Annotated in this window: 22 protein-coding genes and 1 tRNA gene; 10 read left to right on the top strand and 13 right to left on the bottom strand. The window is 31.2% G+C overall.

Features of this window, described 5'->3' with window-relative positions; genetic code table 11:
- Positions 1–6: 6 nt before the first annotated feature.
- On the bottom strand, positions 7–1,359 hold the full coding sequence (glmM, locus tag EV02_RS04135) for a phosphoglucosamine mutase (RefSeq protein ID WP_032519657.1): 1,353 nt from the start codon (positions 1,357–1,359) through the stop codon (positions 7–9).
- Positions 1,360–1,499: 140 nt separating this feature from the next.
- Here glmM and EV02_RS04140 point away from each other — a divergent pair, with 140 nt between their 5' ends.
- Complete coding sequence (locus tag EV02_RS04140) at positions 1,500–2,045, top strand: thioredoxin domain-containing protein (RefSeq protein WP_032520469.1); 546 nt, start codon at positions 1,500–1,502, stop codon at positions 2,043–2,045.
- A gap of 3 nt (positions 2,046–2,048) precedes the next feature.
- On the opposite strand, the gene thyX is transcribed toward EV02_RS04140, so the two are convergent.
- From thyX to EV02_RS04155, 3 genes are read right to left on the bottom strand one after another with little or no spacing between them, the layout of a single operon-like run.
- Entirely contained in the window at positions 2,049–2,681 is a 633-nt protein-coding gene (gene thyX / locus EV02_RS04145) for an FAD-dependent thymidylate synthase (RefSeq protein WP_032519656.1), read from the bottom strand.
- 1 nt (position 2,682) lies between these two features.
- Complete coding sequence (gene dcd / locus EV02_RS04150; protein WP_032519655.1) at positions 2,683–3,276, bottom strand: dCTP deaminase; 594 nt, start codon at positions 3,274–3,276, stop codon at positions 2,683–2,685.
- A 4-nt stretch (positions 3,277–3,280) separates the two neighbouring features.
- Positions 3,281–3,862: a cob(I)yrinic acid a,c-diamide adenosyltransferase gene (locus EV02_RS04155; RefSeq protein ID WP_032519654.1), complete on the bottom strand. Its 582-nt coding sequence runs from the start codon at positions 3,860–3,862 to the stop codon at positions 3,281–3,283.
- 199 nt (positions 3,863–4,061) lie between these two features.
- Here EV02_RS04155 and ntcA point away from each other — a divergent pair, with 199 nt between their 5' ends.
- From ntcA to EV02_RS04170, 3 genes are read left to right on the top strand one after another with little or no spacing between them, the layout of a single operon-like run.
- Complete coding sequence (ntcA, locus tag EV02_RS04160; protein WP_032519653.1) at positions 4,062–4,796, top strand: global nitrogen regulator NtcA; 735 nt, start codon at positions 4,062–4,064, stop codon at positions 4,794–4,796.
- A gap of 39 nt (positions 4,797–4,835) precedes the next feature.
- Positions 4,836–5,801, top strand: a complete 966-nt coding sequence (locus EV02_RS04165) for a DUF3084 domain-containing protein (protein ID WP_032519651.1) — start codon at positions 4,836–4,838, stop codon at positions 5,799–5,801.
- Positions 5,802–6,239, top strand: coding sequence for a hypothetical protein (locus EV02_RS04170; protein ID WP_032519650.1), 438 nt, complete (start codon positions 5,802–5,804; stop codon positions 6,237–6,239).
- On the opposite strand, the gene EV02_RS0108775 is transcribed toward EV02_RS04170, so the two are convergent.
- The 3 genes from EV02_RS0108775 to psbH form a co-directional block, all read right to left on the bottom strand.
- Complete coding sequence (locus tag EV02_RS0108775; protein ID WP_032519649.1) at positions 6,220–6,477, bottom strand: DUF3146 family protein; 258 nt, start codon at positions 6,475–6,477, stop codon at positions 6,220–6,222. The two genes, EV02_RS04170 and EV02_RS0108775, sit on opposite strands and share 20 nt — an antisense overlap.
- A 3-nt stretch (positions 6,478–6,480) precedes the next feature.
- A complete protein-coding gene (gene pth, locus EV02_RS04175; RefSeq protein ID WP_032519648.1) occupies positions 6,481–7,083 on the bottom strand; it encodes an aminoacyl-tRNA hydrolase in 603 nt (200 codons plus the stop codon).
- Positions 7,084–7,224: 141 nt separating this feature from the next.
- The gene (gene psbH / locus EV02_RS04180) at positions 7,225–7,425 is read right to left on the bottom strand and encodes a photosystem II reaction center phosphoprotein PsbH (protein WP_032519647.1); all 201 of its coding nucleotides are present in this window, start codon (positions 7,423–7,425) and stop codon (positions 7,225–7,227) included.
- A 79-nt stretch (positions 7,426–7,504) separates the two neighbouring features.
- On the opposite strand from psbH, the gene psbN reads away from it, so the two are divergent.
- The 3 genes from psbN (at position 7,505) to EV02_RS04195 (ending at position 9,904) form a co-directional block, all read left to right on the top strand.
- Entirely contained in the window at positions 7,505–7,657 is a 153-nt protein-coding gene (gene psbN / locus EV02_RS04185; protein WP_011817745.1) for a photosystem II reaction center protein PsbN, read from the top strand.
- Positions 7,658–7,765: 108 nt separating this feature from the next.
- Positions 7,766–7,894: a photosystem II reaction center protein I gene (locus EV02_RS04190; RefSeq protein WP_002805124.1), complete on the top strand. Its 129-nt coding sequence runs from the start codon at positions 7,766–7,768 to the stop codon at positions 7,892–7,894.
- A 228-nt stretch (positions 7,895–8,122) separates the two neighbouring features.
- Complete coding sequence (locus tag EV02_RS04195) at positions 8,123–9,904, top strand: DUF3769 domain-containing protein (protein ID WP_241433709.1); 1,782 nt, start codon at positions 8,123–8,125, stop codon at positions 9,902–9,904.
- Here the strand turns inward: EV02_RS04195 and leuD are convergent, their stop codons facing one another.
- The 5 genes from leuD to EV02_RS04215 form a co-directional block, all read right to left on the bottom strand.
- A complete protein-coding gene (gene leuD / locus EV02_RS0108770; protein ID WP_032519645.1) occupies positions 9,905–10,528 on the bottom strand; it encodes a 3-isopropylmalate dehydratase small subunit in 624 nt (207 codons plus the stop codon). It lies immediately after the preceding gene.
- Positions 10,528–11,934: a 3-isopropylmalate dehydratase large subunit gene (gene leuC, locus EV02_RS04200; RefSeq protein WP_032519644.1), complete on the bottom strand. Its 1,407-nt coding sequence runs from the start codon at positions 11,932–11,934 to the stop codon at positions 10,528–10,530. Before leuC ends, leuD begins: the two co-directional genes overlap by 1 nt.
- A 13-nt stretch (positions 11,935–11,947) precedes the next feature.
- Positions 11,948–13,222, bottom strand: a complete 1,275-nt coding sequence (locus tag EV02_RS04205; protein ID WP_032519643.1) for a competence/damage-inducible protein A — start codon at positions 13,220–13,222, stop codon at positions 11,948–11,950.
- Complete coding sequence (gene glyA, locus EV02_RS04210) at positions 13,219–14,490, bottom strand: serine hydroxymethyltransferase (protein WP_032519642.1); 1,272 nt, start codon at positions 14,488–14,490, stop codon at positions 13,219–13,221. Before glyA ends, EV02_RS04205 begins: the two co-directional genes overlap by 4 nt.
- Before the next feature lie 77 nt (positions 14,491–14,567).
- Positions 14,568–14,641: transfer RNA gene (locus EV02_RS04215), tRNA-Arg, on the bottom strand.
- Between the two features lie 86 nt (positions 14,642–14,727).
- On the opposite strand from EV02_RS04215, the gene EV02_RS04220 reads away from it, so the two are divergent.
- Both EV02_RS04220 and EV02_RS04225 read left to right on the top strand, forming a co-directional pair.
- Entirely contained in the window at positions 14,728–14,979 is a 252-nt protein-coding gene (locus EV02_RS04220) for a hypothetical protein (RefSeq protein WP_032519641.1), read from the top strand.
- A gap of 15 nt (positions 14,980–14,994) precedes the next feature.
- Entirely contained in the window at positions 14,995–15,285 is a 291-nt protein-coding gene (locus EV02_RS04225; RefSeq protein ID WP_032519640.1) for a DUF3181 family protein, read from the top strand.
- Here the strand turns inward: EV02_RS04225 and murJ are convergent.
- Positions 15,282–16,865 (bottom strand): murein biosynthesis integral membrane protein MurJ, encoded by a 1,584-nt coding sequence (murJ, locus tag EV02_RS04230; RefSeq protein WP_032520468.1) that lies wholly within the window; start codon positions 16,863–16,865, stop codon positions 15,282–15,284. The two genes, EV02_RS04225 and murJ, sit on opposite strands and share 4 nt — an antisense overlap.
- A 70-nt stretch (positions 16,866–16,935) precedes the next feature.
- Here murJ and sfsA point away from each other — a divergent pair, with 70 nt between their 5' ends.
- Positions 16,936–17,676: a DNA/RNA nuclease SfsA gene (gene sfsA / locus EV02_RS04235; RefSeq protein ID WP_032519639.1), complete on the top strand. Its 741-nt coding sequence runs from the start codon at positions 16,936–16,938 to the stop codon at positions 17,674–17,676.
- Positions 17,677–17,766 lie beyond the last annotated feature (90 nt).

The following is a 17,766-nucleotide window of genomic DNA, read 5'->3' as shown; positions in this document are numbered from 1 at the left end:
TCATTATTAATTTGTTATTTTATTAATTTCTAAAAAGAGTTTGTTTGTTATTTCGTTTGATACAGAATGAACTTTCTTATGATTTTTGGCCTCAACTAGAACTCTCATAACGGGTTCTGTGCCGCTAGGCCTAATATAAACTCTGCAATTATCCGAATATATTTTCTGAAAAAACTCTATAGTTTGATCAATCAAGCTTTTAGTTTCTGGATTTAATTTATTAAAATTAAAATCTAGATTGATATTAGTTAGTTTTTGAGGATAAGGTTTGAAACTACTTTTAAGCCAATCATTTAGATTAATATTTTTCTTTTTACAAAATTTAGAAATTTGAAGTGCAGTCAATATCCCATCTCCAGAAAAGTTGTTAATTTTTGAAAGTATATGACCTGACTGCTCACCTCCTAAAACTGCTTCCTTTTCCTTAATTGCATCATGCACATTTTTATCTCCTACATCAGTTCTATATAAAATTCCTCCAATTTTCTCCCAAGCCTTTTCAAAACCTAAGTTTGCCATTTGCGTTGATATTAGTAAATTATTTGTGAGAATTTTTTGTTCCATAAGTTCTCTACCCCAAAGAAAAAGAATGTGATCTCCATCTAAAACATTTCCTTTTGAATCTATTCCAATTACTCTATCGGCATCCCCATCGAAGCTAAAACCAATATCTGCAGGACTCTCTCTTAATGCTTTTTTTAATGGTTCGAGGTTGGTAGAACCACAATTCATATTAATTTTCAACCCATTTTGAGAGTTATTGATAACTTTTACATCAGCACCAAGAGACTGAAAAATTTTTTTTGCGCAGGTTGCCGCTGATCCATGGCATGTGTCTAATATTATTTTCAACCCGCTTAGATTTTCTCCACCCATTGTTTGGATTAGGCTTTTGATATAAATATCGATAAGATCTTTATTTGTATTTCGGGGAATCACTTCTGAAGGGACTGAGATATTGTAATTTGACTCTTCAATTAATTTCTGAATTTTTTTTTCAAAATATTTAGAAATTTTTTGACCATTATGATCAAAAATTTTTATGCCATTATATTCTGGCGGATTATGACTTGCAGATATCATGATCCCACTACTCAGTTTTTCTTGTTTGATTAAAAAAGGTATAGCTGGGGTAGGGCAGATACCAAGATTTATAAATTTTTTGCCACTATCCTTTATACCTTGAACTATTGCCTGAAGAAGAATATTTCCACTAATTCTTGTATCTCTTCCAATTATTATTGGACTTTTATTCTCTAAGCTCGAACCTAGAGCATATGCTACTTTGTAGGCTAGTGAATAGGTTATCTCTACATTAAATCTACCTCTTATTCCATCAGTTCCGAAGATTGATTGCATAATTAGATTTCAGGAATTAAAGAAGTTTTGGTAATTATTTAGTCATTACTATTTTATCAGTTGATTAAAAACTTATAGATTTCAATTCTCTTTATTTATTTAACTTATTTAAGATGTTTTTAGTATGTAATTTCTTAATAGTGCAATCTGAGAGTCGAGAGCAAATTTTAAAGACAAATTTAAAAACAATACTTATTTTGATTTTATCAATTGTTATCATTTCACTGATTTTGTTTAGAAATATCTTGTTTAAATCAACTTACCTTCTAAAGAGTTTTGGGGAATTATCTGTTGACCCTGAAATAGCTTTTACAAACAATAAGCCTACATTTCTAGAATTTTATGCTGAGTGGTGTGAAGTTTGCAAAGAAATGGCTCCACAAGTTTCTGCTTTTAAAGATGAATACGGAAAAGATATTAATTTTGTTTTTTTAAATGTTGATAATCAAAAATGGGGTAATTACATCCAGAAGTTTGCTGTAAACGGAATTCCTCAAGTTAATCTTTTTGATAAAAATGGTAATCTAATATCTACTTTTATTGGTAAGCAAGATGAAATAAAAATAAGAAAATCTCTAAATAATATAAAAAAAGAAGGGGAACCCTATGAGGAAATTATTAATGGTGAATTTTCAACAATTAAAGAAAATACAAATAATGAGGTTAATCCTCGTAGTCATGGATAATTTTTACCATTCTAAAGATTTTGATACAATCGGAAAACTTTTTTTAAAAATAGACTTGCAATTTTCGGCGATAGACTTGTGTTCTTTTTGAGTACCGTGAGCTGATCTTAAATGAATGTAATGGATCCACGATCTGCATGATCCAGACATATAGATTCTTGTTGGAGTTGCTAATGGTAAAACAAATCTCGCACATTCTTTGGCTACGCCTTCAGCAAGTAAATCTTCATATAATTCTGAAGCAGCCTGAAAATGTAATCCAATTTTTTCATTAAATCTTTTTTTTAACTCATCAGGGAGATCAGGAATCGAATTTTGTCTGTTTTTAAAATCTTGACGCCTTAACTCTGGTAAGGGAATATTACCCAATTGAGAACTATCTGCATATCTCTGTGAAAATTCCTGGAAAGTAAAGGATCTATGTCTTAAAATTTGGGCAGCGATTCCTCTGTTAGTTTCTATTTGTAAAGTCATAAATGACTGTTCAAAAACACTCCAATGTTCATTTTTTATGCAATAACTCAATAATTTCGAATAGTCTTCATTTTCCTGATTTTTTGGATTGCTGACTCTTGCAATGTAAGCCATTGTTTTTTCTGCATCAGGAGTTAGCGAAATTAGTTCAACATTACACATTTTAGATCTTTGCAAGAGTTACTTTTTCTGGTTGGTTTTGATATTTACCTCTTCTATCTTCATAAGTTGTGGAGCATGGATCGCCTTCAAAAAAGAGTAATTGGCAAATACCCTCTTCAGCATATATTCTGCAATCTGCACCTGAACTATTACTAAACTCTAAAGTCAGATGACCTTCCCACCCTGCCTCTGCGGGAGTTGTATTAACAATAATCCCAAGCCGTGCGTAAGTACTTTTGCCTATACAGATTACAGTTATATTTTCTGGCACTTTCATCTTTTCTAGAGCAACTCCTAAACCATAGGAGTGAGCAGGAAGAATAAAAAAGTCTCCATCATTATCATGGTGAAGAACAGTTTTCTCTAGATTATTGGGATTAAAATTTTTGGGGTTCATTACAGTCCCAGGGATATGTCTGAAAATTAGGAATTCTTTTGATGAAAGTCTTAAATCATAGCCATAAGATGAACATCCGTAACTCAAAACTGGCTTTTGTTTATTGTCAGGCTCAAGATGTCTCACCAAATTTGATTGAAAGGGTTGTATCATACCTTCCGAAGCTTTTTGATTTATCCAGAGATCATTTTTTAACATTGTTTTATGAGCGAAGTTCGGTAATTTGGTTAGCCATTAATAATAAATTTTTGGGTATCTCTGTACCAGTAAGGATTACATCTCCCGATATAAATCGGTTTTCAAGTGTTGAAATCAAATCATCTTTATCGATAATTTTCATGTCAATAGCTAAAAAAATTTCATCAAGTATTATTTGGTCATTCTCTCCAGACTGTAGTTCTTTTTTACAAAAATTCCATAATTCAATAGTAGATTCATGAATAGATTTTTTTAAATTTTTATTATTTACAATTGCTTCAGAATTATACTGATCAAAGGAATGTGATGATCTTACCCAGGTTAAATTACCGCATAGCTTTACTGCATTATCAACTCCTTGTTTGACTCCTCCTTTCATAAATTGTATTAGTAGCACTTTCCTACCAAGAGCAGCATTTCTCAGAGAGTCTCTAATAATAGATGTGTAGCTTCCTCTATGAGAAGATTGATAGATTTGAATTTGTCCGTTTTGTGAAAATTTTTTTACGTTATTTTTGTTAGCAGTATTTGTTTTTACAACATCTAGATTATTTTTGGAATAAATATTGGATGAGCTAATTACCATTATTTAGATTCTTTCTACATGCAGTATAATTAGAATCTAATGACGCTGCATATAGTGTAATTTTACTTAAAAAAGAGTCAAGTAATTTGAAACTGACGGGAAAAAGCTTGTCGATATTCTGATAAGAATTGAAAATTGTTACTGTTGATACAAGATATTTCAAGGTGCCTCCTTAAATTTTTTAATAATTAAGATATTTATGATACCTGCTTCAAGAGGATTCAACCGCTTTAGTTCGCAACATTCCGGACAAAGTAAAATTAACTCTGTTGGAGAACGTTTTCCAATCAATAGAACTTTAATGGAAGTTATTAGAGGTCTAGATGGTGCAAGCACAGAAATGGTTGAGAGGTCTAAAACAATATTCTTTCCTGGAGACCCTGCTGAAAGGGTTTATCTTATAAGAAGAGGAGCAGTAAGACTTTCAAGAGTTTATGAGTCAGGTGAAGAAATAACTGTGGCTCTTTTAAGAGAAAATAGTCTCTTTGGTGTTTTATCTCTTCTAACAGGCCATAGATCCGATCGTTTTTACCATGCAATAGCATTTACAAGAGTTGAAATGATAACAGCACCTGCAAATTCTGTTTTAAGAGCTATAGAGGAAGATGCATCAGTAGGACTTTTACTTTTACAGGGGCTTTCAAGTAGGATCCTTCAAACTGAAACTATGATAGAAACTCTCACACATAGAGATATGTCTTCTCGTTTAGTAAGTTTTTTAATGGTCCTTTGTAGAGACTTTGGAGTTGCAAGTGAAAAAGGTATTACGATAGATTTAAGGCTTTCACATCAGGCAATTGCTGAAGCTATTGGTTCTACAAGAGTAACCATTACAAGATTATTGGGAGATTTAAAGGATTCAGGGCTTCTTAATATTGAAAGAAAAAAGATCACAGTGTTCGATCCAATTGCTCTTGCAAAAAGATTTAATTGATTCATCATAAATTATGATAAGTAGAGTATATGCAGAAGTGTGGCTTGGATTTTAATTGTTTTTTTAATATTACTAGGGGGATTAATTGCACCATTTGGGGACATTCTTGGAACAAAGATTGGTAAAGCAAGATTTAGTATCTTAAAATTAAGACCGAAAAAAACAGCAACTATAATAACTATTATTACTGGAGGGTTTATTAGTTCAATATCAATAGGGTTATTGATTTTAGTAAGTGAAGAATTCAGACAAAGGCTTTTTGTTGATATTCCTTTTTTGCAAAAAACTTTAGATGAGAGTAAAAAGGCTTTAATCCCTTTACAGGCAGAACAAAAGGAACTTGAAGGTAAAATTATTCAAAAAGAAAAACAGTTAAATCAATTAAAAAATAGTATTACCGAATTTAGGAGAGGAAATATTGTTATCAAAAGAGGACAAACTTTATTTGTTGCTGAAATAAATTCTAGCTCAAATGTAAGATTAGATTTTACAAAAATCTACAATGAAGCTGATAAATTTGTAAGAAAAATTGTTACTCCAAATAATAAAGAAGCAAAAAATATTCTTTTATGGAGACCTAGTGATATTACAAAAATTCAGACAACAGCTGCTAAGAGTGGTAACTGGATTTTACTAATCAAATCAGCAACAAATGTTTTAAAAGGTGATAATTATGTTTTTGTATCTCCTGATCTATTAGAGAATAAATTTATAGTCAAAAAAGGGGATGTTATTACAAGTTCAATTTTGGGAGAAGGTGATTTAAACCTTAAATCCATCAATTTAAAAATTAAATCATTGCTTAGAGAAACAAGGGATGAAATTAAGTCGAAAGGATCACAAGTTAGTGAAATTAAAACTAATGGAAATTTTGTAAAAAAAATTAGAGACTTTCTTCAAGAAAATCAAAATATCAAATTTAAGTTAGAAGTAGTATCTCTAAGAGATAGTAAAACTGTAGAACCCATTGTTGTTGAAATCAATATTTTAAAGATTTTATCTTAAATGTCTAGAGTTATAACTATTGATCCCGGGAAAAGTAAATGCGGTTTAATATTAGCTGAAATAAGTGAAAAAAAAGTTTACAAAGCGATTATTCTTAAAAGTGAATTGCTAGGTGATTATGTTAGAAATTTAATTGCCGCTGAGAACATATCAAAAATTATTATTGGCAATGGTACTACAAGTAGAGAAATTATAGAAAAACTATATTTTTTTAAAAAAGAAATAATAACTTTTGAGGAAAAAAATACCACCTACAGGGCTAAAGCAAGATATTTCGAACTTTTTCCAATTAATGGTCTGCAGTTTTTAATTCCTAGAGAGGTTTTTATCCTCAATAAAAACCTTGATGCGATATCAGCTTTGATAATTTTAGAAGATTATTGTAAAACGAAGTTTACTTTGAATCAAACTATTGATATTAAAACTTGGCTGAAATAGTGAACTTATATTCATGTCCTGTTTCTAGTTCATAATCTTTTTTCAATAAGAATCTCAATAAGGCATCCTCAATTAATGCTCTTCCCAGAGGTGGATTTACTTTTAATTGACCTTTATTAAAGGACCATGTAAAAGTCCATTTAAATTGACTAGCTTCCACAACCCCCTGAATTTGCTTTTTTGAGAAGCAATATTCCTTAACACTTACATTGGCAATGGTTTCAGGTTTTGAACGCATTTCTCAAAGTTGGTCTTTGTCAAAAGAATTTAATTCATTAATTATAAATTCTTCTTTTTTACTATCAATTTGTTCAAGGGAATCTATTACTTTCTTATATACTTTATCCAATATCGATTTTTCTTCTAGAGAAATATTTCCTAATACATGTGAAATTGTATTGAAATTATTTTTTCCTTTTATCAGAGGAGGTGACCCAATACCAATTCTTATTCTTTTAAAGTTTTGTGTCTGAAATTGTTCGATGATGCTTTTCAGACCGTTATGTCCACCTGAGCTTCCTTTCCTTCTAAATCTTATTTTTCCAAGGGGAAGATCTTTATCATCGACAATTATTAAAATCTGATCTAAATTTATTTTGTACCAATCAATTATTGCTCGGACAGCATCACCACTATTATTCATAAACGTATTTGGTAAAAATAACCTGAAGTTAGAATCATTGATTTGAAATTCTGAGCAGGAACTTTTTAGTTTATCCTTTAATAAAAAATTTGAGTTATATTTTTTCGAAAAATGTTTAAGCAGTAAAAAACCTATATTATGTCTATTGTTTAAATATTTTTTGCCTGGGTTTCCAAGACCAATTAAAAATATTTCTTTCATGGTTTATTTTCTAAATCTCATTATTATTGAGAATTATATATATATGTAAACTATAACTAATTAATAAAAACAAGAAATTTTAAAAAGCTATTCAGCAATATTCATACGAACCAAATAGCTTTTTGAGGAAATGTTAGAAAACTAGTTTCCGTTCCAATCTACTGAAAAACCTTGTAGTAGTAAGGATTGGTTATAAATTTGTAGAAGAATAACTAAAAAAACAAGTAGCAGTAGCCCTATGACAGTCATTATAGGAACTGCACCCCAACCAGGTACCACTTTACCTTGACCTGAATTGCCAATTGCTTTTAGAAGACTGCCTAAGGCTGTTTTTTGACCCATTTGAATTCACAAAATTGAAAATTATTTCGTTATTGTATAAGAACTTATATATAAATTGTTTACAAACATAGCAAAATTGATGCAAACTTTATCATCTGCTCCAGATCCTGCAGTTTCCATAGCAGTAACAATTCTGGCATTACTTCTAGCTTTAACGGGTTTTGGTCTTTGGACTGCATTTGGACCTAAAGCTGCAAAACTTACTGATCCTTGGGATGACCATGACGATTAATCTCTCTTAAAGTATTTCAAAATTTTCCAAAAATACAAAAAGTAAACAATTAACCATGGTTTAACTATAAATTTAATAGGATATAAATCTGTAAGCACTAGTAATTCCATGCTCGCCTTAAAAATCTCTGTATACACAATTGTTTTTTTCTTTGTTGGAATATTTCTTTTCGGATTTTTAGCAAGTGACCCAACAAGAACTCCAAACAGAAAAGACCTTGAAAGTCCTCAAGATTAATCTCTTAATTAAATTTTTAAATTGATTTCTGGAATTTCAAAAAAGATAATATTTTTCTCTTTTCTCTTTATTAATTTCCTACAACCATCAAAATCAGCTGATTTTGCAAAAATTAATAAAAATATCAAAAATCAAAATACCAAATTTTTTTGGCAAAATACTCTTAACAAAAAAATCTTATCAAGTACTTCAGAAAGTTTTAAACGTAAAATTTTCTCAGAAAATTTATTGAAGAAAAATTTTTATCCATTCTTAGTCGCTAAAGCCAAAAACCAACAAGAGTTAGTAATCCAATCCGATAAACAATCTGAAATAAATGACGTTATTTATGCAGAGGGTAATGTATCCGTTTCTTTTGGAGGCAAACTTCTTAGAGCTGATAATTTAATATATGATAAGTCAAATAAAAAAATTGATGCTACTGGAAATATAGTCTTTGTATTAGGTAATCAACTCTTTAAAGTTTCAAAATTAGAGTACAGTTTTATTAGTGAAAAAGGTTATCTATTAAATGTCAAAGGTGCTATTAATTCCAAAACCTTGATTGATGACTTATCTTCAAATTTCAGCGAATCAGATTCTAAAAAGTTAGAAAGTTTACTTGAATTGAATAAAAAGGAAGTATTTAATACTCCAAGTCAAGTTGAGAATTGGTTGTTTTTTACAGATAAAATGACTATAGATGGGAACAAATGGAAAAGTAAGAAGGCTTTATTTAGTAATGATTTACTTGAATCAAAACAAGTAAAATTAGCAATTAATTCCTTAGAAATTACTTCTTCTCCTGAAGAATTACGATTTAATTCATCAATAAATTACTTGATTCTTGAAGAAAAATTATCAATCCCTTTTTGGATAGGTGATAGAGCTTTGGATCTTAATGATTCTGAAATTGATAATAGATGGAACTTTGGATATGAGAATTTGGATAAGGATGGCTATTTTATAGGTAGAAAATTTAACTCCATAGATATATCTGATGATTTTGTACTTAATTTAGAGCCGCAATTTCTAATCCAACGCTCATTAAAAGGTTACACAAAAAGTTTTGTAAAGAAGGGCGATTCAATAACTTCAAATAAGGTTAAAAGAAATATCAGTTTTGAAGATTATTTTGCTCTAAATTCCCAGATAAAAGGAGGAATAAATAAATGGGATTTAAAAATAGATAAAAACTTAAATTCGTTTGATTTTAATAAATTTTCAGATGCATTTAGATTAAAAACTCAATTAAGTAGAGAAATTAATTTCTTTGATTCAACATGGGATAAAACCTATTATGGAATTTATAGAGAAAAGATTTGGAATGGTTCTTTAGGTCAAGCGGAAATTTACTCAGGTTATGGCTCACGATTAGAAAAAGAAAATACTTGGTTTGTTAATGAGATTAAAAAAACTGAAACTTTATCTTTAGGTTTGGCTAATTTAACTGCAGAAGCTTTAGATACAAATAAGTTACTAACTAATCTGAAAGGAAACTTGTTTTATTCTCTGGAGCAGAAATTTCCAATTAGCGTTCAATATCCTGAAAATAAATATATTGATATCTCATATAGGTATACTCCGGAACCAATCACTAGAGGCTTAAGTCTTAATACAAAATTAGAAGCATCATTTTCTTTCTATGAAAATGGTGCTCATCAAGAATATTTAGGTTTAGGTATAGGCCCAGAATTAACATTGGGTAATTTTAAAAATAAAACCTTTGACTATACTCTTATAAGTCTTTTTCCTTTTTATAAATTTGATAGTGGAGAGAGTGTTTTTAAATTTGACCATAATTATGAGAAATTCACCCTAAATATTGCTTTTGATCAACACCTATATGGTCCATTCATAATAAGAAGTATTGGGACTTTAGACTTTACAGATGGTTCAGATGATTATGGTGAATTTATAGATACTAAAATCTCCTTAAATTGGAAAAGAAGATCTTATGAATTTGGTATTTTTTATAAACCTCATAATCAATCAGGAGGAATTTCTTTCGAGTTATTTGGCTTTAGATAGTTATGTGAAATGAGAATTGAATTTTAAATATGGTAAATCTTTAAATTTATTTTCAATTAGATGTTCATTTTTTAGCAGTGTTGAAGTAGCATCCCATTCTCCTGATAAAAACATTTTCCTTGAGCTTTCTTTAATCTCAAGATTTAAATTTAAATCTTTTGATTTTGCTAAGGAGTTTTTCAGATCAATTTCTAAGAATAAAAATTTATTATCGTTATATTTTTGAATTTCTTGTATTGACTTTTTAGGCAGTGTAAAACAAGGAATTCCTATTGCAATACAATTACTATAAAAAATATCGGCGAAACTCTCACCTATGATTGCTTTTATGCCCCATCTTATAAGTGCTTGGGGGGCATGTTCTCTGCTAGAACCACATCCAAAATTGCTATTAACAATTAGTATGGTGGCATTTTTATTTTCCTCCAGATCGAACGGATGATTTCCCTTTAAAGTTTCTCTATCGTCCTCAAAAACAGATTTACCCAATGAATCAAAGTTAACACACTTCAAGAAACGCGCCGGAATTATTCGATCTGTATCAATATCGTTACCATGCAGGGAGATACATTGCCCGTTTATTTGTGTAATTTTTCCAATTGGTGGGGTAAAGTCGTATTTCATTAGTAGGTAAATTCTCTAACGTCACTGACTTTGCCATTAATCGCAGCAGCAGCAACCATTGCTGGACTCATGAGTAGAGTTCTTCCGCTTGGAGACCCTTGTCTGCCCTTAAAATTTCTATTACTAGAACTAGCACTAACTTGATTACCTATCAGCTTATCTGAATTCATTGCTAAACACATTGAGCAGCCTGGTTCTCTCCATTGAAATCCAGAGTCCTTAAATATCTGATCAAGACCTTCTTGTTTTGCTTCATTTGCCACTTTTTCTGAACCGGGCACTACAAACGCTTTTACATTCTTGGATATTTTTTTGTCTTTTAATACTTTAGCTGCAATTCTCAAGTCACTGATTCGTCCATTTGTACAACTGCCTATAAAACAAACATCTACCGGAACATCTTTTATTGATTGTCCTGGCTTGAAACTCATATATTCAAAAGCCTCTTCAGCAATTAATTTATCATTTGAAGACATTTCATCTAAAAGAGGAATTTGTTGATTAATGCCTATACTTTGGCCTGGAGTAATCCCCCAAGTAACGGTTGGTTCTATTTTAGAAGCATCTACTTTAATTACATCATCATAAATTGAATCTTCATCGCTGTTTAATGATTTCCACCATTTGAGCGCTTTTTCCCAATCATCTTTTTTTGGTGCATGTAATTTATTTTTTATGTAACTAAAGGTCTTTTCATCAGGGTTTATGTAGCCGCATCTTGCTCCTCCTTCAATAGACATATTGCATATCGTCATCCTTTCTTCCATTGATAATGCATGGATCGCAGGGCCTGCGAACTCATATGCATAACCCACCCCTGCCTTTACACCGAGTTTATTAATAATATGCAGTACTAAATCCTTAGCATAAACCCCTAGGGTTAATTTATTCTCACACCAAATCTGCCTTACTTTCAATTTGTTCATGGCTATGGTTTGGGTAGCAAGAACGTCTCTTACTTGGCTTGTCCCTATCCCAAAAGCAATTGACCCAAAAGCTCCATGAGTTGAAGTATGAGAATCTCCACAAGCAATTGTCATCCCTGGCTGTGTAAGCCCTAATTCTGGGGCTACTACATGAACTATTCCTTGATTACCACTACCAATATTAAACAATCTTATTTTATGCTCTAAGCAATTCTTCTCCAGTGTTTCAAGCATCTGTTCAGCGAGATTATCTTTGAAAGGCCTACTCTGATTGTCTGTTGGCACAATATGATCAACGGTAGCAACAGTTCTATCAGGGAATTTAACTTTTAAGTTTTTGTCTTTTAAAGCACCAAATGCTTGAGGACTTGTAACTTCATGAATAAGGTGAAGACCAATAAATATTTGATCAGATCCACCTGGAAGTCTTGAAACTTTGTGTAAATCCCAAACTTTATCAAATAAGGTATTTTGACTCAATTTGTAAAAATAGTTACTTACTATTCGATAATAGGATTAATCTGAGGCTGTTCAAACACACATTTACACTTAGTGTTTGAATTTCTACTCTATTCCGGGTTGAGTTAAATAGTTTTTTTATATTAGTTATATGATTATTCGGTCCAGAAATTGATATATAGACAAGTCCAACTGGTTTTTCTTCACTACCTCCTTTAGGACCAGCAATTCCACTAATTGCTATTGCCCAATCTGCTCCTAATTTCTCTCTTACATTAATTGCCATGGACTCACAAACTTCTTCAGAAACAGCTCCATATTTTGTAAGCTTCTCTTCAGAAATATTTAATAATGAATTTTTTAGCTCATTACTGTAAGAAACTATACTACCTTTAAAAACTTGAGATGAGCCTGATATTGATGTTAGTGATGAAGATAGAAGGCCTCCGGTACAGGATTCAGCAAAAACAATATTTTGGTTCCTCGCGGTTAATTCTTTTATTAAAACTCTAGGAAGAGTATCATTATCCTCTCCAAAAATAAATTTCGAAAAGTCTTTTTTTAATTTTTCTTTTACAGGTTTAATTATATTTTTTGCTTCTAGATGATTCTTTGCTCGCGCTGTGATTCTTAGTTTAACCTCTCCTAAGTTTGCATATGGAGCAACGGTAGGGTTTTTAAGATTTAATAGATCATTAATTTTTTCTGCAACACTAGATTCTCCAATACCTGCAAATTTAAGAGTATTTGAATAAAAGGAATAATTATCTGAGAATTTGGTTTTAATGAAATCAAACGCCGTCTCTTCCCACATAGTTTTCATTTCACTTGGTACTCCAGGGAAAGTAAGAATAGTAAATCCTATTATTGGCTCCCATATCATTCCTGGGGCAGTGCCCCTAGGGTTATTAATTATTTGAGCATTTTTTGGGAAGAGACATTGTTTCCTTAAGCTAGATGAATCGTCCTGGAGTTTCGAGTTGGACAGTTTTTGTTTAATTTCATCCCATAAGTGCGGTCTTTCAAAAAGAGTTACATTAAAAGATTTGGCTATTGCTTCAGTAGTTAAGTCATCTGGGGTGGGTCCTAAGCCTCCAGTAGTAATTAGAAGATTACTTCTTTTTGATATTTCTTGAATTATTTTTATAATTCGATCACAATTATCACCTATAGTTGATTGCCTAAAGTGATTTAAGCCTAATTGAGATAATTGTTCAGAAATCCATTGAGCATTTGTATTTATAATATTTCCTAAGAGTAGCTCTGTTCCAATAGAGAGAATTTCAACACCTTTGGAGTTAGGACTCATTTAATTGATGCTTCAAGTTTTCCTGCATATAGAGGAAAACGATTACATAAGGTTAATACTCTTTCTTTACATTGACTTTCAATTAGTGAATCGTCTGGGTTAAGTAATCTATCAGCAATAATTTCGCCAACTTCAGCAAAAGCATTCTCATTAAAGCCTCTAGTAGTTAAAGCAGCAGTTCCCAGCCTTAGTCCGCTGGTTACAAAAGGTGATTCAGGGTCAAATGGAACAGTATTTTTATTTGCAGTGATATTCACTTCACTTACAAGCAAGTCAGCAATTTTTCCTGTCATATTGATACTTCTTAAATCGAGTAAAACAATATGGTTATCAGTGCCTCCACTCACGATATTGATACCTCTATTTATTAATGTTGAAGCTAGAACTTTTGCATTTTTTATTACTTGTTGGGAATAATTAACGAAATCTGGCTGCAAGGCTTCTCCAAATGCAACTGCTTTAGCGGCAATTATATGTTCGAGGGGCCCACCCTGAGTTCCAGGGAAAACAGATTTATCAAATTTCTTTCCAAATTCTTCATCTTTACATAAGATAAGTCCCCCTCTAGGCCCTCTTAATGTTTTATGAGTAGTTGTAGTTACTACATCACAATAAGGTATTGGATTTGGGTGAAGTTTACTTGCTACAAGACCGGCAATATGTGCAATATCAGCCATTAAGAAAGCACCAACTTCATCTGCAATATTTCTAAATGATTCAAAATTGATTGTTCTTGGATAAGCAGAATATCCGCATATGATCAATTTTGGTTTTGTTTCAAGTGCTATTTTTCTTATTTCATCAAAATTTAATTCACTAGTCTTTTTATTTACTCCATAGTGAACTGCATTGAACCACTTACCACTCATATTTACTGGAGACCCATGAGTTAGGTGTCCACCATGAGATAAATCCATCCCCATGATTGTGTCGCCTGGTTTAAGTAGACTTAGGAAAACAGCAGCATTTGCCTGTGCTCCACTATGGGGTTGAACATTAGCCCAATTTGCATTAAATAATTTTTTCGCTCTCTGAATAGCTAATTCTTCGATTTCATCAACAAATTCACACCCCCCGTAATATCTTTTTTGAGGTAATCCTTCGGCGTATTTATTTGTAAGGACGGAACCTTGAGCCTGCATAACGGCAATTGATGCGAAATTTTCGCTTGCGATTAACTCGAGATGAGTTTCCTGCCTATTTTTTTCAGAGTTAATAAGATTAGATATTACTGGATCACTTTCTTTAAGATTTTGAAGGATATTCATTGAATTTGATAAGTAATACCCATAATATAGACGATATTTTTTAGAAAAATATAAAAAGAATATTTCAGAATTTTAAACGCGCCTGGAGAGATTCGAACTCCCGACACCCTGATCCGTAGTCAGGTGCTCTAATCCACTGAGCTACAGGCGCATAATTATGTAATATCTCTGTTTCAGGGTCTCTTAGTCAACTAGATTTCGGGTAAAATGTCTATTATTAACATTCTAATTATTAATATGCCTATTAAGTGGTACGGAAATGGTGATTTAGAAGATCCTATCTATAAACATTTTTCTCGAATAGTAAATTTTGTTATTCACTGCATGATATTTACTGCGATTGTAAGTGGCACTTGGCTTTTAAAAGAGATTAAATATGAAATCGGCTACTTTAATAACTTTGCAACTATCTGGTCAATTCTCTTGGCCTCCCATTTACTTTTCGTAATTATAAAAAAACCTAAAGATACTTCAAAACAATCAACTTAAATCAATTTATATTTTATGGACTCTCAGATACGTATAAGTGATCTAGAAAATGTTATTTCCGAAAAGGTTTTTATTAAAATAGAAAAGTGGAATTTGTATCTTGGAGACGCTGGCCTGGCTAGGCACCTTGCTATTGAATGTATCAGCAATAAAGATCAAGGCCCATTGGAGGCCGCAAAATTAAGTTTGAAAGCAATAAATGTAAAAGTAGGTGATGGTGTTAATAGTATTCCACTGATTAAATTAATAACTAACTCACAAATCTTAGAATTAGAGGAGATTTTGGAAAGTTTTTTTAAAAACTAAATCTCTTTTTTTGAAACTTTAAATTTATTTACTTTTAAGCATTTTGTAAGTAAAAAATAAATCACAAAAAAAGTTAGAGTTCCAAATATTAATAATAAAAATTCCGCGAGAATTGAATTGAATTTATTAGTAGTTTGGAGAATAGTAAAACAAAGTGTGCTGTCTATAAATGCTGCTAATGACATGAGGCTAATTTTCCTCAATAATTCCATGTTAGGCAAAATGATATTTTCATTACGCAGATTGAAAGAAAGAAAAATACAAACTATAAAGTTGACTATTACTGAAGATAAAATTATTCCCTCGACTCCGAAATTATAAGGAGAAAGATTTCCAAAATTCTTAATTGGGGCACCAATTAAAAACCAATCAAAAAAAATATTAAATATTATTCCTGCAAATGAAGACTTAAAAGGGAAGTTTGTTTTTTCTATTGAGTAGTAAGTTCTTACTAATAAATCTCTATAAACATAAAAGGGTATGCCAATTGCATAAGCAATTAATATATTCTTTACTTTTAAAGTTGCTGAATAATCAAAAGATCCTCTTTGAAAAACTAATTGTACGATTTGATTATTAAATGTTATGAAAAATCCGGTTAAAAAAATTGCTGTCAAGAAACAGAACTCTATCCCAGATATCAATCTTTTTTGGAGACCTCTTTCATTCTTTTCACTTCTTAATTTAGAGAATTTTGGAAGTAATGGCAGAATTAAGGAGTTAGATAATATGCCTAAAGGAGCTTGTATAAGAAAGTTTCCATAAGCTAGTCCAGATGCTGCGCCTTGAAAAGTTGAAGCGAAAAACATATCTATAAAAACATTAATTTGACTTAGGCCTGATGAGATAGATGCTGGAATAATTAGTTTGAAAATCCTCCTCTCTTCATCTTTAAATAAATTGAAGGTTGACTTTAATCTCAAGAGACCAATTCTATTTATTCCCCAAATTTGAACAACAAACTGAATTAAAGTTCCTGTCAAAGTTGCAAATGCCAGTAATCCCGTGTAAGTCAAGAAATTAGAAGATGTATTTTCTTGTTTGAAAATCCAACTAAATAAAATAAAAAAAATAATAGTTAAGCTAGTTATTGCAGGACTTATACTTGATAAAAAGAATTTTCTTTGGGAATTTAAGGCGCCAAAGCTTAAACCTATGAAGCCGGATAAAGGGATGCAAGGTGTAAGTATTTGTAATTGGGAAGTGGCAATAGATTTAGCTTCGTAACTTAAATTCGGGGCTAATAAATCAATTAATAAACTGGAATTCGAGTAAATGCATATGGCTAAAATTGATAATAATATTAAAAGTTTTATGCTTACTTGAGTTAAAACAGTCCCTCCATTTTTTTTGTTAAGCGGAGTTAAAACTGCAACAACTGCGTTATGCAATGGACCATTAATGCCCCCAATGATTATTATCAAAAAACCAGGAATTATATATGCATAATTAAACGCGTCGTATGTTACACCAACCCCAAAAGCAGCAGCTATTAATATTTGTCTTATACATCCAACTAATTTACTTAGACTAGTACCAAACGAAATTGAAAAAACATTATTTTTTAAAAATGAATGCATTTGGATTCGTTTAAATTGTTCAATAAGTTTAAGTTTCAATTATATTTGATTTCTAACTAACGACATATTTATGAATGATCGGATAATTGATTTTGATCCATTAATTGAAGGAGTTTTAATTAAGAGGTATAAAAGGTTTCTTGCAGATATTAAATTAGAGAGTGGAAAGGTAGTAACTGCTCATTGCGCTAACACTGGCCCAATGAAGGGACTTTTGAGTGAGGGAGCAAAAGTAAGAATAAGTGTTTCTACTTCTCCAAAAAGAAAATTACCTTTTACTTGGGAACAGATATGTGCTTTAAATGCAAAAAATGAGGAAGTCTGGGTAGGTATTAATACTCTATTTGCAAACAATTTAATCAAAAAAGTTATTGAGAAAAATCTGCTTATAGAAATATTAGGTGAAATAGAGACAATTAAATCTGAAGTACCTTATGGAAAAGATAAAAAAAGCAGAATTGACTTTTTTTTAACCCCAAAATCTTCAAATCCTGATAAACGTAACATTTACATAGAGGTTAAAAATACGACTTGGATTAAAGAAAATGTAGCTCTATTCCCAGATACAGTAACGAAAAGAGGTCAAAAACACCTCATGGAATTAAAAGAACTGATTCCTGAAAGTAAAAGTATTTTAGTGCCTTGTATTACGAGAAAAGACGCTTGTTTTTTTGCCCCTGGAGATGATGCGGATCCCTTATACGGCAGTCTTTTTAGAGAATCTTTAATTGCAGGAATGATAACTATTCCATGTTCCTTTGAATTTCATAAAGACCACGTATCATGGAAAGGAATTAAACCTTTGAAATAAAAAAAATCTTGATATTTTGAAACTCTTTAAAAAAAAATTTTTTAATTTAACAGATATAGTTTTGGGACGCAACTATAAAATTGGTAACAA

The organism is Prochlorococcus marinus str. SB (assembly GCF_000760115.1).
Classification (GTDB): domain Bacteria; phylum Cyanobacteriota; class Cyanobacteriia; order PCC-6307; family Cyanobiaceae; genus Prochlorococcus_A; species Prochlorococcus_A marinus_D.
Note: the sequence above shows the minus strand (reverse complement) of the source record. Positions and strands in the feature narration are given on the sequence as shown.